This window comes from uncultured Streptococcus sp. (genome assembly GCF_963511325.1).
In the GTDB taxonomy this organism is placed as follows: domain Bacteria; phylum Bacillota; class Bacilli; order Lactobacillales; family Streptococcaceae; genus Streptococcus.
The window spans coordinates 35,983-52,182 of sequence record NZ_CAUPII010000002.1; the positions used below are offsets into that span (position 1 = coordinate 35,983).

At 40.5% G+C, this 16,200-nt stretch carries 12 protein-coding genes; 10 read left to right on the plus strand and 2 right to left on the minus strand.

What is annotated here, in order from left to right; genetic code table 11:
• The first annotated feature begins 19 nt into the window (after positions 1 to 19).
• The gene (locus RQ973_RS00920) at positions 20 to 862 is read left to right on the plus strand and encodes a hypothetical protein (protein ID WP_311522433.1); all 843 of its coding nucleotides are present in this window, start codon (positions 20 to 22) and stop codon (positions 860 to 862) included.
• Positions 863 to 873: 11 nt separating this feature from the next.
• Positions 874 to 2,172: an adenylosuccinate lyase gene (gene purB, locus RQ973_RS00925; RefSeq protein WP_311522434.1), complete on the plus strand. Its 1,299-nt coding sequence runs from the start codon at positions 874 to 876 to the stop codon at positions 2,170 to 2,172.
• Positions 2,173 to 2,270: 98 nt separating this feature from the next.
• Here purB and RQ973_RS00930 read toward each other — a convergent pair whose 3' ends face one another.
• Both RQ973_RS00930 and RQ973_RS00935 read right to left on the minus strand, forming a co-directional pair.
• Entirely contained in the window at positions 2,271 to 6,653 is a 4,383-nt protein-coding gene (locus tag RQ973_RS00930; RefSeq protein ID WP_311522435.1) for a G5 domain-containing protein, read from the minus strand.
• Positions 6,654 to 6,924: 271 nt separating this feature from the next.
• Positions 6,925 to 7,641, minus strand: a complete 717-nt coding sequence (locus RQ973_RS00935) for a GntR family transcriptional regulator (protein WP_311522436.1) — start codon at positions 7,639 to 7,641, stop codon at positions 6,925 to 6,927.
• 325 nt (positions 7,642 to 7,966) lie between these two features.
• On the opposite strand from RQ973_RS00935, the gene RQ973_RS00940 reads away from it, so the two are divergent.
• The 8 genes from RQ973_RS00940 to RQ973_RS00975 all read left to right on the plus strand — a co-directional run bounded on the left by RQ973_RS00940 (position 7,967) and on the right by RQ973_RS00975 (position 15,850).
• Positions 7,967 to 9,754: a beta-galactosidase gene (locus RQ973_RS00940; RefSeq protein WP_311522438.1), complete on the plus strand. Its 1,788-nt coding sequence runs from the start codon at positions 7,967 to 7,969 to the stop codon at positions 9,752 to 9,754.
• Positions 9,751 to 10,227: a PTS system mannose/fructose/N-acetylgalactosamine-transporter subunit IIB gene (locus RQ973_RS00945; RefSeq protein ID WP_075230737.1), complete on the plus strand. Its 477-nt coding sequence runs from the start codon at positions 9,751 to 9,753 to the stop codon at positions 10,225 to 10,227. Before RQ973_RS00940 ends, RQ973_RS00945 begins: the two co-directional genes overlap by 4 nt.
• A 26-nt stretch (positions 10,228 to 10,253) precedes the next feature.
• Positions 10,254 to 11,159, plus strand: coding sequence for a PTS mannose/fructose/sorbose/N-acetylgalactosamine transporter subunit IIC (locus RQ973_RS00950; protein ID WP_075230736.1), 906 nt, complete (start codon positions 10,254 to 10,256; stop codon positions 11,157 to 11,159).
• On the plus strand, positions 11,146 to 11,967 hold the full coding sequence (locus RQ973_RS00955; protein WP_004250397.1) for a PTS system mannose/fructose/sorbose family transporter subunit IID: 822 nt from the start codon (positions 11,146 to 11,148) through the stop codon (positions 11,965 to 11,967). The genes RQ973_RS00950 and RQ973_RS00955 overlap by 14 nt, the downstream gene beginning before the upstream one ends.
• 3 nt (positions 11,968 to 11,970) lie before the next feature.
• Positions 11,971 to 12,375 carry a PTS sugar transporter subunit IIA gene (locus RQ973_RS00960; protein WP_000167443.1) on the plus strand — a complete coding sequence of 135 codons (405 nt, stop codon included), beginning with the start codon at positions 11,971 to 11,973 and terminating at the stop codon, positions 12,373 to 12,375.
• Between the two features lie 118 nt (positions 12,376 to 12,493).
• Entirely contained in the window at positions 12,494 to 13,660 is a 1,167-nt protein-coding gene (locus RQ973_RS00965) for an SIS domain-containing protein (RefSeq protein ID WP_049549451.1), read from the plus strand.
• A 10-nt stretch (positions 13,661 to 13,670) separates the two neighbouring features.
• Complete coding sequence (gene lacD / locus RQ973_RS00970; RefSeq protein ID WP_049549452.1) at positions 13,671 to 14,666, plus strand: tagatose-bisphosphate aldolase; 996 nt, start codon at positions 13,671 to 13,673, stop codon at positions 14,664 to 14,666.
• Positions 14,667 to 14,812: 146 nt separating this feature from the next.
• On the plus strand, positions 14,813 to 15,850 hold the full coding sequence (locus RQ973_RS00975; protein ID WP_049549453.1) for an aldose epimerase family protein: 1,038 nt from the start codon (positions 14,813 to 14,815) through the stop codon (positions 15,848 to 15,850).
• Positions 15,851 to 16,200: the final 350 nt, after the last annotated feature.

Genomic DNA, 16,200 nt, shown 5'->3' on the forward strand with positions numbered 1-16,200 from the left:
TGAAAGGATGGGGTAGGTTGTGGTTGAACGAGCGTATAGTTTAGAATTGAGTGAGACCATTAGTGCACTTGAGGCGCAAAAATATTCCCTTGAAGGAAGATTGAATTCTGAAAAACAATTTAGGTGTATTGATAATAATTGTGAAATTCCTTTAACATGTACAAACTGGAAAAGAAGAGGTGGGAAAAGGTTTTATTTTAAACCATCTCATAATGACGAACTACATGTTGAAGGTTGTACTTGCATATCCCCACAAGAATTTAAGGAACAGGTGAATAAGGAAGTTTTAGGGGCTAAAGGAACAATTTCAGATAGTGGAATAATATCTGTTAAGAAGTCATTGAGTAAAGCGAAGGTAAATGGTAAAAAAAGTGTTGCTTCACTTGATACTACAGAGCATTCGATAACTTTCTCTAGAACAAATATTTATAGAAAACAAGTTCATGATAGACAACTTTCTGCTGTGGCAACGTTTGTAGAGCTTTATAAAGATCCGCAAATTGATAAAAGTTTAAAAAATATCAGAATAGAAAATGAATTACTTTCTCTGGATGAATATTTTGTTGATATTAAAAAACCTCTTGTGAAGGATAAACAAAAGATATTTTACGGTCTAGCTCAAGTTTCTATTGCAAGTTTTAATAAAAAAATACTACAGATACAATTTATAAGCTCTAACTATCCGAATATATATTCAAGTTTAGAGCAGATACAAAAACGTTCTAATACAAGAAATATTGCTGATTTAATAGATAAAGAACCTAAGTATATTTATTTTAGGGGAAAACTAGATAGTCAAGACAATAAATTTAAATCTTTTAATGACAAATTCTATAAAGATTTATATACACCAAAAGATTAAGGAGAAACAACATGATCGAACGTTACTCTCGCCCCGAAATGGCGAACATTTGGACTGAAGAAAATAAATACCGTGCTTGGCTTGAGGTGGAAATCTTGGCTGACGAGGCATGGGCTGAGTTAGGGGAAATCCCTAAGGAAGATGTGGCTTTGATTCGTGAGAAAGCGGACTTTGACATCGACCGTATTTTGGAAATCGAGCAGGAGACTCGTCACGATGTGGTGGCCTTCACACGTGCGGTTTCTGAGACTCTTGGTGAAGAGCGCAAGTGGGTCCACTATGGTTTGACTTCTACTGACGTGGTGGATACTGCCTACGGTTACCTTTACAAGCAGGCCAACGACATCATCCGTCGTGACCTAGAAAACTTCACCAACATCATCGCTGACAAGGCTAAGGAGCACAAGTTCACCATTATGATGGGTCGTACCCACGGTGTGCACGCTGAGCCGACAACTTTTGGTCTTAAATTGGCAACTTGGTATAGCGAAATGAAACGCAACATCGAGCGTTTCGAGCATGCGGCTGCTGGTGTGGAAGCTGGTAAAATCTCTGGTGCGGTTGGTAACTTTGCCAACATTCCACCATTTGTTGAAAAATACGTCTGCGACAAGCTTGGTATCCGTGCTCAAGAAATCTCTACACAGGTGCTTCCTCGTGACCTTCACGCTGAGTACTTTGCAGTTCTTGCTAGCATCGCAACTTCTATCGAGCGTATGGCAACGGAAATCCGTGGTCTTCAAAAATCTGAGCAACGCGAAGTAGAAGAGTTCTTTGCTAAAGGGCAAAAAGGGTCTTCAGCTATGCCTCACAAACGCAACCCTATCGGTTCTGAAAACATGACAGGTCTTGCGCGTGTCATTCGTGGTCACATGGTAACAGCTTATGAAAACGTAGCCCTTTGGCATGAACGTGATATCTCTCACTCATCAGCTGAGCGTATCATCACGCCAGATACGACCATCTTGATTGACTACATGCTCAACCGTTTTGGAAATATCGTCAAGAACTTGACGGTTTTCCCTGAAAACATGATCCGCAACATGAACTCGACTTTTGGTCTTATCTTTAGCCAACGTGCCATGTTGACCTTGATTGAGAAAGGTATGACCCGTGAGCAAGCCTATGACTTGGTACAACCAAAAACAGCCTACTCTTGGGATAACCAAGTTGACTTCAAACCACTTCTAGAAGCAGATCCAGAGGTAACTTCTCGCCTCACTCAAGAAGAAATCGACGAAATCTTCAACCCTGTATACTACACCAAACGAGTGGATGATATCTTTGACCGCCTCGGACTCGGTGACTAATATGCTGTGATAGGTTCACAAGTAAAACAGTACTTATATTCAACACAAAAAAGCGAGACTTAAGTCCCGCTTTTTATCTTATATCAAAAGATTCATCTTTAATCTTTTTTCTTGCTAAGTCCATAAGCTGTGAGAGCTGACATAAGACCAGTAGCAATCAACCATTCTGAACCTTGGCTTCCTGTCTCAGGAAGTTTATTTTCTTTTGCAACAGGAGCTGGACCCTGAGGAAGTGCTTTGTTTTCCTCAGCAGGAACAGTTGCTGGAGCTGGCTCGCTTGGGATTTCTAGTGTTGGTTTTTCTTCGGCGATAGCAGCTTGTCCATGTTCATCACCAACATGAGTGACAGGGTTCCCCACTTCAATCACTTGAGCAACAGGTTCTTGCGCTACGACACTTGTAACCAATGTTCTAACTTCAGTTCCGTCTGCAGCCGTAGTTACAGAATAGAAATGACTACGACGACCGTTTACACCTTCAGTCACGATACGAGATTGTCCTTTAGGTAATTGATTAGTTTCACGAGTGATGGTTGTAAATGGAATTTCTTCATTTTGGATGTCAACTCTTGGTTTGTTTTCAGCAATAGCAGCTTGCCCATGTTCATCACCAACATGAGTGACAGGGTTCCCCACTTCAATCACTTGAGCGACAGGTTCTTGCGCTACGACAGTTGTAACCAATGTTTTAACTTCAGTTCCGTCAGCAGCAGTAGTCACAGAGTAGAAATGGCTACGACGGCCGTTTACACCTTCAGTCACGATACGAGATTGTCCTTTAGGTAATTGATTAGTTTCACGAGTGATGGTTGTAAATGGAATTTCTTCATTTTGGATGTCAACTCTTGGTTTGTTTTCAGCAATAGTAGCTTGTCCTTTTTCATCACCAAGGTGAGTGACAGGGTTCCCCACCTCTACCACTTGGGTGATAGGTTCTAGGTTTACTTCACTGCTTATTAGAGTTTTAACTTCAGTTCCATCAGTAGCCGTAGTTACAGAATAGAAGTAGCTGCGACGACCGTTCACACCTGCAGTTACTAGACGAGTTTGTCCCTTAGGTAGCGAAGGAGTCTCGCGAGTGATGGTTGTAAATGGAATTTCTTCGTCCTCGATGACAACACGTGGTTTTGCATCTGCAACAGGAGCAACTCCTTCTTCGTCTCCTACGTGAGTGACTGGAGTTCCAACTTCTACCACTTGAGTGATAGGTTCTTTTGTGACTTTGTCTTCAAGAACTGTTTCGGTTTCCATACCATTTTCAGTCACGACAGAAAGGTAATTTGTACGTTCTCCTTTGACACCGACAGTGATGACTTTTTCTTGTCCTGCTGGGAGGTTAGGATTGTCTTTCTTAACGATTTCAAAAGGAATTTCTTCTGTCTTAACGAGAAGCTCTGGTCGGTTTTCAACAGCAGCAGGAGTTTCGCTTTCATCAAGACTTCCTGAGTGAGTTGCGGCTGGTTTAAGACCAATTCTAGCAGCTTTAAGGTTAGCTACAAGTGCATCCAACTCAGTTTGCTTATTACGGTTGAGGTTGTAGTTAAGAGCGTCTTTAGCAACCTTGAGAGCGTCGAGACTTTCTGTGCTATATCCTTCTAAGTTTTCAGGGATTTGAGCAAGTTCTTCGCGTAGTGCTTTGTAGTCAGCACGGAAGTAGTCTTTGTTGTGATCTGCAAAAGCAGTTATAAGTTCAAAGATTTCTTCTTCCTTGTATTCAGCGCTTGGTCTATCAGCCCAGATAGCTAGCATACTACCAATAGTAGGTAGGTCAACTTCAGGGTATTTAGTTGAAGCTAGCTGGTTAAATGGAGTTTTTTCAGTATTTTCAATAGCTTTTTTGAGGAAGCCACCACCATCTTCTGGTTTTTGACCGAGAATGTAGTACCAATCTCCATTCGTGTTAAGGAATTTGTACCCCTTACTTGCTAGGTATTGAGGAGATGCAAGGTTGTAACCCCACCATCCTTTAGACCAGTAAGAGATGATAACGTCTTTATCAAACTCAACATCATCCTTGTCTTCGTAGTAGAAACCGTCGTTAAAGGCCATTGGTTGAAGACCTTTTTCTTTAGCCATGGCAGCTAGGCTATTAGCATAATCCGCAAACTTACCATAGAGGCCATACCACTTGAGGTAGTACCAACCTTGAGCGTTGGTAGCATCATTGGCATACTCATCTGTACCATAGTTAAAGATCTTAGTTTTGCCTGCAAAGAAGTCCATGTACTTGCCGATAAGGGCTTTCGTAAAGTTCATTGCTTCTTCGTTTTCAAGATCCATGGTTGTTTTTGAAACCTTGTCAAAGTTAGCTTGAGGGTTTGCGATGCCTAGTTTTTCCATAGCGACAAGCATAGCATCCATGTGGCCAGGGCTGTTGATAGCAGGGATAATTCCAATGCCTCTATCTTTAGCATACTGGATAAGTTCAGTAATTTCAGCTTGGTTCAAAGTAGTTCCATTAGGATCATCGTAGTAAGATTTTGTTCCTTCAATGATGGCATTTTTCACATCGTCACTAGCATAGGTCTTGCCGTTTGCAGTGATCGTCATATCATCCAAGAGGAAGCGAAGTCCATCATTTCCAAGGAGCAAGTGGAGGTCAGAGTAGCCGAGCTCACTAGCCTTGTCAACGATACGTTTAAGTTGATCAAGAGTAAAGTATTTACGACCAGCATCGATAGAGATAACCTTGTTCTTAGCTAGTTTTTCAACTTCGCGTTTAGCGTCCTCTTCTTTTTGAGCTTCTGGAGTGAAGGTCAAGTTACCAACAGCTTCTTGGAGTTTTGCGATTGCTTGGTCAATGCTATCTTGTTCAGCACGGCTAAGGTTGCTATCAAGAGAACGAATGGCTTTTTCAGCCTCTTTAACTGCGGCAACACTTTCTTCTGTATAGCGACTAAGATCAGTTGGCACTTCTTTAAGAGCTTGTTCAGCAGACTCGTAGTCAGCAGCGAAATATTCCGCATTTGAATTTGCGAATTGACGCATAAGCTTGAATAGACGAGATGGAGAGTAGCGAGCAGATGGAGTATCAGCCCAAGCAGCTACCATACCACCGATAATAGGAACGTCAGCTCCTTCTGTTTTTGGTACAGAAGTAATCGGTGTGCTCTTAATACCGTTCAATCCTTGATCGAGGTTGTACCAACCTTGCCCGTCAGCATTACGGCCGAGAACGTAGTACCAAGCATCGTTAGTATTGAGGATTTCGTGTCCTTTTTCAGCTAGTAATTTAGAAGAAGCGACATCGTAACCGCCCCAGCCACCAGTCCACATAGAGACGATGATGTCCTTGTCAAAGGTACCAAAACTTGTATCGCTATTATAGTAGATACCGTCGTTGAAGGCCATAGGTTTTAGACCGTGAGATTTGACGATACGAGCTAGGTCATTAGCATAGGCGATGAATTTGTCATAGCCCTTGTCTGGGAATCCATCTTCTGGATACCATTTATAGGCTTGAAGTACGCTCCATCCTTTAGCATCCGTAGCATCGTTAGCGTACTCATCCAAACCGATGTTGAAGATTTCAGATTTACCAGCAAAGTAGCCTGCATACTTATCAATCAAAGCTTTTGTGAAGGCAACTGCTTTTTCATTGTCAAGGTCGACAGTACGTGCTGATTCTTTACCAAAATAGTTAAAGTTAGGCTTTTCAATACCCAGTTCTTTCATGGCATTAAGGATAGCGTCCATGTGACCAGGACTGTTAACAGATGGGATAAGTCCAATACCTTTATCTTTAGCATAGTTAATCAAGTCGGTCATTTGGCTTTCAGTTAGATGATTGCCGTTTGGATCGTTGTAGTAGGCGTTTGTTCCGTTTTCAACAGCGCGTTTGACATCGTCGCTCGCATAAGTCTTGTCTCCTACAGTTAAGGACATATCATCTAGCATAAAACGCAAACCATCATTTCCGACTAGGAGATGAAGATCAGTATAGCCATAGTGTTTGGCTTTGTCGATGATTTCTTTCAGTTGTTCAGGAGAGAAGTATTTACGCCCTGCATCGATTGAAACGATTTTCTTTTTAGCCAGTTTTTCATTGACTTGAGCTGCTCTCTCTGTAGCGACTACAGGAGCTTCAACTTTAGCAACTTCTTTGTTTTCTGCCTTTTCTGGTTCTGGCTGCTTAGCTTCTTCAGTTACTTCTGGTTTTGCTGGAGTTTCTTCGGTTGTAACAGTTTTTTCTACGATAGGAGCAGGAGTAGCTTCAACTTTTGGTGCTTCAGTGTTTGTTACAGGTGTCACTGGAGCTGCAGGAGCTACGGCTTCTGGTGTAGGACTAGTTTCAAGTTTTTCTTCGCTGGCCTGTGGAGACGATTCTCCTGCGGCTTGGATAGTAGGTTGATTCTCTGTTGTAGTAGGTACGACTCCATCAGCGGCAACAGCTTGCGCATGAAAGGCAAAGCCGATCAAGACAGAAGCTGCTCCGATTGCGTATTTACGAATAGAGAAACGCTGTTTATTTTCTGGTTTCATTAAATAACCTCCTAATTTATTGTTTTGGTAGCGTTTTCACAAACTGATTTCATTGTATTATCTGAATCTAGTAAAGTCAAGTATTTTAATAAAATACCTATAAAAAATATAAGAAGTTATTTAATTTGAACTGCTTTTCAATCTTTACTCTGTTTTTAGTAAAATTTCTCCAAATTATAGTTTAAAGCCATTTGATATTTCCTACTAAAAGCTGGCGTGCTATAATGAAAAACAGAAAAGCCTGAAACAATTGTCTCAGACTTTTTAATGTTTAGTGATCGCGATCACATGAGATAAATTTAATATTATAGAAATCAGAACGTTTGTAAGTTTCAATGTATTCCAACACTTGGCCAGTTGACTCAAGTTTAGTTGTCTTGGTTTGGAGAACAGTTGGGAACTGAGAGTCGACTCCTAGGATAGAAGCAGCATGTTCTGGAGTTGGAAATACAATTTCATTGATTTCTTCAAAATGCTCGTCATTCATGTGAATGTGGTAGTCCAATTTGAAACGATTATAGATAGAACTATAGTATTCAAGATTTGGATAGTTTGCATTGATGTATTGTTCAGGGATATAAGATGTGTGGTAGATATAAGTAACACCGTTAGATTCACGGATACGTTCGATTTTGTAATAAAATTGATCGCCACGCAATCCTAATTTTTCTAAGTAGTTAAGATCGTTACCGCGTTCAATGGAAAGAACAGTGACTTTATCGTCCTTGGTTTCAAAAATTTCTACATCAGAAAATTCTACGAGTTTGTGCTTGCGAGCGCGAGCCACAAAGGTTCCCTTTCCTTGTTGGCGGACAATATAACCGTCTTTAGCAAGGTCGTTTAAGGCGCGAACAACAGTGATTGAACTTACGTCATACATTGCAATCAATTCTGCTTCAGTGTAGAACTTGTCGCCACTTGCAAATTGACCTGAAATGATTTTGTTTTTCAATTCATCTTTGATATATTGATACTTTGGAATTGCCATATTTTCACCTCATTTTTTCCTTCTCCATCTTTGATTTTATCATAAATGGTTTGAAAATGATAGTAAATAATGTAAAAAAATAAAATAATATTCTAAGTGATTGACTTACATATTATTTGAGGTTATAAACTTATATATTTATGCTATCTGGATCAAGAATATTTAAGAAAAAAATTTTTTTTATAAGAATTTTAGAAAACAATTCAGTAAAAAAAAGAAAAATTTTAAATAATTTTCGAAAAATCTATTGACAAGATGGATTCATTAGTTTATCATTTAATATAACAACAAATGAAAGCGCAAACGAAAAGTATGAGGTGGTAAAATGACAAGATTTAAAATTGAGGATGATTTTTACCTAGATGGGGAACCATTCAAAATCTTATCTGGTGCCATTCATTATTTTAGAATTCCTGAAGAAGACTGGTATCATTCATTGTACAATCTCAAGGCTTTAGGTTTTAACACTGTTGAAACATATATCGCTTGGAATTTGCATGAGCCAACTGAAGGAAACTTCAATTTTGAAGGCAATCTTGATATTGAAAAATTTCTTCAGACAGCTCAGGACTTAGGCTTGTATGCTATTGTTCGACCATCTCCCTTTATCTGTGCAGAGTGGGAATTCGGTGGTTTACCAGCATGGCTTTTAAATAAAGACATGCGAATCCGTTCCTCTGATTCAGCCTTTGTTGAAATGGTAGGACGTTACTATGATCATTTACTTCCACGTCTTGTTTCAAGATTGTTGGATAATGGTGGTAACATCCTCATGATGCAGGTTGAAAATGAGTACGGTTCATACGGTGAGGACAAAACCTACTTGCGTGAGATTCGCCGATTGATGGAAGAACGTTCAGTGACTTGTCCGCTCTTTACATCTGATGGTCCATGGCGAGCAACTCTGAAAGCTGGTACCTTGATTGAAGATGATCTCTTTGTGACAGGGAACTTTGGTTCAAAAGCAAACTTTAACTTCTCGCAAATGCAAGAGTTCTTTGATGAGTATGACAAGAAATGGCCACTCATGTGTATGGAATTCTGGGATGGATGGTTTAACCGATGGAAAGAACCAGTCATCACGCGTGAGCCAGAGGAGTTAGCAGAAGCCGTACATGAGGTGCTAGAGCAAGGCTCTATCAACCTTTATATGTTCCACGGTGGAACTAACTTTGGTTTTATGAATGGTTGTTCAGCTCGAGGAACTATTGATTTACCACAAGTAACATCTTATGATTATGACGCTCTCCTTAATGAAGCTGGCAATCCAACTGCTAAATACATGGCAGTTAAAGAAATGATGGCTACTTATTATCCTGAGTATCCACAATTAGAACCGCTTTACAAAGAAAGCATGGAAGTTGAAAACATTCCATTGGTTGAGAAAGTTTCTCTATTTGAAACCTTAGATAGTTTAACAACTCCAACTGAAAGTCTCTATCCTAAGAAAATGGAAGAGTTGGGACAAAGCTACGGCTACCTTCTCTATCGTACAGAAGCTAGTTGGGACGCAGAGGAAGAACGCATCCGCATCATTGATGGACGCGATAGAGCTCAGCTGTTCGTAGATGAGAAATGGGTCGCAACTCAGTACCAAACTGAAATTGGAGAAGATATCTTCTATCAAGGAGAAAAGAAAGCGCTCTCTCGTTTTGACATCCTTATTGAAAATATGGGGCGTGTCAATTACGGGCATAAGTTCCTAGCAGATACACAACGAAAAGGGATTCGTACAGGTGTCTGCAAAGACCTACACTTTATGCTGAATTGGGAACACTATCCGCTTCCACTAGATAATCCTGAAAAGATTGATTTCTCAAAAGGATGGACAGAAGGACAACCTGCCTTTTACGCCTACGACTTTGAAGTTGAGGTGCCAAAGGATACCTACTTAGACTTATCTGAGTTTGGCAAAGGGATTGCCTATGTCAATGGCCGTAATCTAGGCCGTTTCTGGAATGTTGGTCCAACCTTATCACTTTATATTCCACACAGCTATCTCAAAGAAGGTGCTAACCGTATCATTATCTTTGAAACTGAAGGGGATTATAAAGAACACATACATTTAACTCGTAAACCTACACTAAAACACATAAAGGGGGAAAACTTATGACAATTGTAGGATGCCGTATCGATGGACGTTTGATCCACGGACAAGTAGCCAATCTTTGGTCTGCTAAACTCAATGTTTCACGCATCATGGTCGTTGACAATGAGGTTGTGAACAATGACGTTGAGAAGAGCGGATTGAAACTTGCAACACCACCAGGTGTAAAACTTAGTATCTTGCCGGTTGATAAAGCTGCAGCCAATATCCTTGCTGGCAAATATGACAGCCAACGTCTCTTGATTGTAGCACGCAAACCTGACCGTTTCCTTGGTTTGGTTGAAGCAGGCGTACCGCTTGAAACAGTCAATGTCGGCAACATGTCTCAAACACCAGAAACTCGTTCTATCACACGTTCAATCAACGTTGTAGATAAAGACGTAGAAGATTTCCACAAATTGGCGGAAAAAGGTGTAAAACTTACTGCTCAAATGGTTCCAAATGATCCAGTTTCAGACTTTTTGAGCTTATTAAAATAGGAAAAAATTTTTAGGAGGTCATTGTTATGATACAATGGTGGCAAATTTTACTTCTCACTTTGTACTCAGCTTATCAAATCTGTGATGAGTTGACGATCGTTTCTTCTGCAGGTTCCCCTGTATTCGCTGGTTTCATTACTGGTTTGATCATGGGAGATTTGACAACTGGTTTGCTTATCGGTGGTAACTTGCAGTTGTTTGTCCTTGGGGTTGGTACCTTCGGTGGTGCTTCTCGTATCGACGCAACTTCTGGTGCGGTTCTTGCAACAGCATTCTCAGTTTCACAAGGGATTGACGCACCTCTTGCAATTACAACAATTGCGGTTCCTGTAGCGGCACTTTTAACTTACTTCGACGTACTTGGTCGTATGACTACTACATTCTTCGCACACCGTATTGATGCTGCGATCGAACGCTTTGACTACAAAGGAATCGAACGTAACTACCTTCTTGGTGCGCTTCCATGGGCTGCTTCTCGTGCCCTTCCAGTATTCTTCGCCCTAGCTTTCGGTGGAGAATTCGTACAAGCAGTTGTAAACTTTGTTAAAGAATTCCAATGGGTTGCAGACGGTTTGACTCTTGCAGGTCGTATGCTTCCAGGTCTTGGATTCGCTATCTTGCTTCGTTACCTTCCAGTTAAACGTAACCTTCACTACCTTGCTATGGGATTCGGTTTGACAGCTATGTTGACTGTTCTTTACTCATACGTAACAGGTCTTGGTGGAGCAGTTGCTGGTCTCATTGGCACTCTTCCTGCTGAAGTTGCAGAAACTATCGGTTTTGCTAACAACTTCAAAGGATTGTCTATGATCGGTATCTCTATCGTAGGTATCTTCCTTGCAGTTGTTCACTTCAAAAACAGCCAAAAAGTTGCTGTAGCAGCACCTTCTACACCATCAGAAAGTGGGGAAATTGAAGATGACGAATTCTAATTACAAATTAACAAAAGAAGATTTTAATCAAATTAACAAACGTAGCTTGTTCACTTTCCAATTGGGATGGAACTACGAACGTATGCAAGCATCAGGTTACCTTTACATGATCTTGCCACAATTGCGTAAAATGTATGGAGATGGAACTCCTGAGTTGAAAGAAATGATGAAAGTTCATACTCAATTCTTCAACACTTCACCATTCTTCCACACAATCATCGCTGGTTTTGACCTTGCCATGGAAGAAAAAGATGGCGTTGTCTCAAAAGATGCGGTTAATGGTATCAAGACAGGTTTGATGGGACCATTCGCTCCTCTTGGAGATACTATCTTTGGTTCACTTGTACCTGCTATCATGGGATCTATCGCTGCAACAATGGCTATCGCTGGTCAACCTTGGGGTATCTTCCTTTGGATTGCAGTTGCAGTAGCGTATGACATCTTCCGTTGGAAACAGTTGGAATTTGCCTACAAAGAAGGGGTTAACCTTATCAACAACATGCAAAGCACTTTGACAGCTTTGATTGAAGCTGCATCTGTACTTGGTGTCTTCATGATGGGTGCTCTTGTAGCAACAATGATCAACTTTGAAATTTCATACAAATTGCCAATCGGTGAAAAGATGATTGACTTCCAAGACATCTTGAACTCAATCTTCCCACGCTTGCTTCCAGCAATCTTCACAGCCTTTATCTTCTGGTTGCTTGGTAAGAAAGGTATGAACTCTACAAAAGCTATCGGTATCATTATCGTGCTTGCCTTGGCACTTTCTGCCTTTGGTAAATTTGCACTTGGAATGGGCGCATAATTTATGACTAAATCATTGATTTTAGTGAGTCACGGTCGTTTCTGTGAAGAACTTAAAGGTAGCACAGAGATGATTATGGGTCCACAAGACAACATTCATGCAGTAGCTCTTCTTCCAGAAGATGGGCCAGAAGATTTTACTGCGAAATTTGAAGCTGCTGTTGAAGGTTTGGATGATTTCCTAGTCTTTGCTGACCTCCTTGGTGGAACACCATGTAACGTGGTGAGCCGTCTGATTATGGAAGGTCGTGACATCGAACTTTATGCAGGAATGAATCTTCCAATGGTGATTGAATTTATCAATGCGAGCCTAACTGGCGCTGATGCAGATTATAAGAGTCGTGCTTCAGAGAGCATTGTCAAAGTTAATGATTTATTGGCAAGCTTCGATGACGATGAAGATGAATAAGGTGTAATAACGGAAATACTGTTAGAACATATTTCATAGAATATAAATGGGAATGGGGCTTACTCCCATTCCCATATTTTAAATAAAAAACAATATAATAATAGATTAGAGGAACTCAATGCTAGATTATACAAAAGAAGAATTGCTTGAGTTGGGAGCAGAAATCACAACTCGCGAAATTTACCAACAACCAGACGTTTGGAAAGAAGCTTTTGAAGTTTATCAAGCACGACGTGATGAAATTGCAGCCTTCTTACAAGGAATTGCTGACAAACATGACTACATCAAAGTTATCCTGACTGGTGCTGGAACTTCTGCTTATGTAGGTGATACTCTGGTTCCTTACTTTAAAGAAGTTTATGATGAACGTAAATGGAATTTTAATGCTATCGCGACAACTGATATCGTAGCAAACCCACAAACTTATTTGAAAAAAGATGTGGCGACTGTTTTGGTATCATTCGCACGTAGCGGAAACTCGCCTGAGAGTGTAGCAACCGTTGACTTAGCAAAAGCTTTAGTTGACGAACTTTACCAAGTAACAATCACATGTGCGGCTGAAGGGAAATTGGCTCTTCAAGCTCATGGTGATGACCGCAACCTCTTGCTCTTGCAACCAGCTGCTTCCAACGATGCTGGATTTGCGATGACTTCAAGCTTCACTTCAATGATGTTGACAGCGCTCTTGGTATTTGATCCGACAGACTTTGCTGTTAAAGCTGAACGTTTCGACGTGCTATCTAGTTTAGCTCGCAAAGTTCTTGACAATGTGGCAGATGTCAAAGAGTTGGTTGACCTAGACTTTAACCGAGTGATTTATCTAGGTGCAGGTCCATTCTTTGGTCTGTCTCATGAAGCACAGCTTAAAATTTTGGAATTGACTGCTGGTCAAGTAGCGACTATGTATGAAAGTCCAGTTGGCTTCCGTCATGGTCCAAAATCTTTGATCAATGAAGATACAGTTGTTTTGGTATTTGGTTCAACCACAGATTACACTCGCAAGTATGATTTGGACTTGGTTCGTGAAGTTGCAGGCGACCAAATTGCTCGACGTGTTGTTCTCTTGAGTGATCAAGCCTTCGGCCTTGAAAATGTGAAGGAAGTAGCACTTGGATGCGGTGGGGTTCTGAATGATGTTTACCGTGTCTTCCCTTACATCGTTTATGGTCAGTTATTTGCTCTCTTGACTTCACTTAAAGTTGGTAACAGACCAGATACACCATCACCTACAGGTACAGTTAACCGTGTAGTTCAAGGTGTCATTATTCACGAGTTTGAAAAATAAGGAGTTATTTATGAGTAAATTAAAATTAAGCCCAAATAAACGTGCTTGTATGCAAAAACTCTCTGATGAGAATGGTATCATCTCAGCTCTTGCTTTTGACCAACGTGGTGCTTTGAAACGCCTTATGGCTCAATACCAAACAGAAGAGCCAACAGTAGCTCAAATGGAAGAACTTAAAGTATTGGTAGCGGATGAATTGACAAAATACGCTTCATCAATGCTACTTGACCCTGAGTACGGACTTCCAGCTACAAAAGCTCTTGATCCAAATGCAGGTCTTCTCCTTGCTTATGAGAAAACAGGATACGATACAACAAGTACAAAACGCTTGCCAGACTGCTTGGACGTTTGGTCTGCAAAACGTATCAAAGAACAAGGTGCAGATGCCGTTAAATTCTTGCTTTACTATGACGTAGATAGCTCTGACGAACTCAACCAACAAAAACAAGCCTACATTGAACGTATTGGTTCTGAGTGTGTAGCTGAAGATATTCCATTCTTCCTTGAAATCTTGGCTTACGATGAAAAGATTGCGGACGCAGGTTCTGCAGAATACGCTAAAGTAAAACCACACAAAGTTATCGGTGCTATGAAAGTCTTCTCAGACCCACGCTTCAACATTGATGTCTTGAAAGTAGAAGTTCCAGTTAACGTGAAATACGTTGAAGGCTTTGGTGATGGCGAAATTGTTCATACACGTGAAGAAGCAGCTGCTTTCTTCAAAGCACAAGATGAAGCGACTAACCTTCCTTACATCTACTTGAGTGCAGGTGTATCAGCTAAACTCTTCCAAGAAACTCTTGTCTTTGCCCACGAATCAGGTGCAAACTTCAACGGTGTTCTTTGTGGACGTGCAACATGGGCTGGATCAGTTGAAGCTTATATCAAAGATGGTGAAGCAGCAGCTCGCGAATGGCTTCGTACAACTGGATTTGAAAACATTGATGAACTCAATAAAGTACTTCAAACAACAGCTACTTCATGGACTGAACGTGTAGAAGCATAGATCAGAAATAGAAGAAACGACTTTTGTTAATAAAATATCTATGGTTTCTTGACAAAGGTGTCTGTAAATCATAAAATAAAACCATAGAGAGTGAATGCGCTTTCTATGGTTTGTTTACTTAATTGAATTAGAAAAAGGAGAGAAGGATGAAAGCATACACAGAACGTGTATTTGGGAAAGTTGATGGCAAGGATGTCCTCGCTTACCGTTTTGAAACGGAGGCAGGATACCAACTGGAAATCATGACTTATGGAGCAACAATTCTACGCTATGTAACTCCAGATAAGGCTGGAAATTTTGCCAATGTTATCCTAGGTTTTGACGATTTTGAAAGCTATGTGGGAAATAGCCCTAAACATGGAGCAAGTGTAGGTCCAGTTGCAGGTCGTATTGCAGGAGCGACTTTCGAACTTAATGGTAAGACCTATGATCTTGAAGTCAACAATGCTAGCAACTGTAACCACAGTGGCTCAACTGGTTGGGATTCTAGCTTGTTTGAGCTAGTTGAAGTGAATGATAATGGTTTGACTCTTTACACAGAAAGAGCAGACGGGACAGGAGGTTTCCCTGGAAATCTTAAGATCTGGATTAGCTACAACTTGGAAGAAAGTGGTGCCTACGAAGTTAGTTACAAGGTAACGACAGACCAGGATACCTTGGTCAATCCAACTAACCATAGCTACTTTAACTTATCTGGTGATTTCACGCAGACAGTTGACCGCCATGTATTCCAATTGAATACAGAGGGGATTTATCCAATTGCTCCTGATGGTGTTCCAGCTAAAGCTCCAGATGCTAATCGTGATGTGGTCAAACATATCTATAATGGTGCCTTGTTGAAGGATATCTTTGCAGAAGAAGATGAGCAAATCCAACTCGTATCTGGTTTGGACCATCCATTTGCTCTGCCTGCAGGACATGATAATGCTGGTTTCCTCTATGACCAGGGTTCAGGTCGTTTCTTACTCTTTAAGACAGAAGCACCTTGCTTTGTAGTTTATACAGCAAACTTTGTGGATGAGAGTGTCATCATCGCTGGTCAGCCGATGATTCAGCACAATGGGATTGCTCTTGAAGCACAGGCTTTACCAGATGCTATTCATAGTGACCTTAAAGACCAAGTCATCCTAAAAGCAGGTGAAACTTTCACCAGCAAAACTCGTTACGAGCTTGTCGTGAAATAATGAAGTTTCTATGAGTAAACCTAGATTTTAACCGTTAGTTATTTGCTAGCTGTTAGAGTTTAGGTTATTCTTTTGATTTTCGGATGATGGCAGAGAAGACTTATAGAGATTTGAAAATCCAGATTATGCCCGATTGAGAATTTTATAAGATGGCTTTTTTGCTAAAAATAAGGTATAATTAAAATGGAATAAATCTAGGATTTTGACTAAAAAATACTAGATTTTTATAAAGATTTTTGGGAAAAAAACTCTCTATAGAAGATTCGTGTTCTTGGTCAAAGTTATAAGGGGAAGATTAGCAATGGTATCAGTATCTGGAAAATTCTGTATCTTTTCACATAAAAATAAGC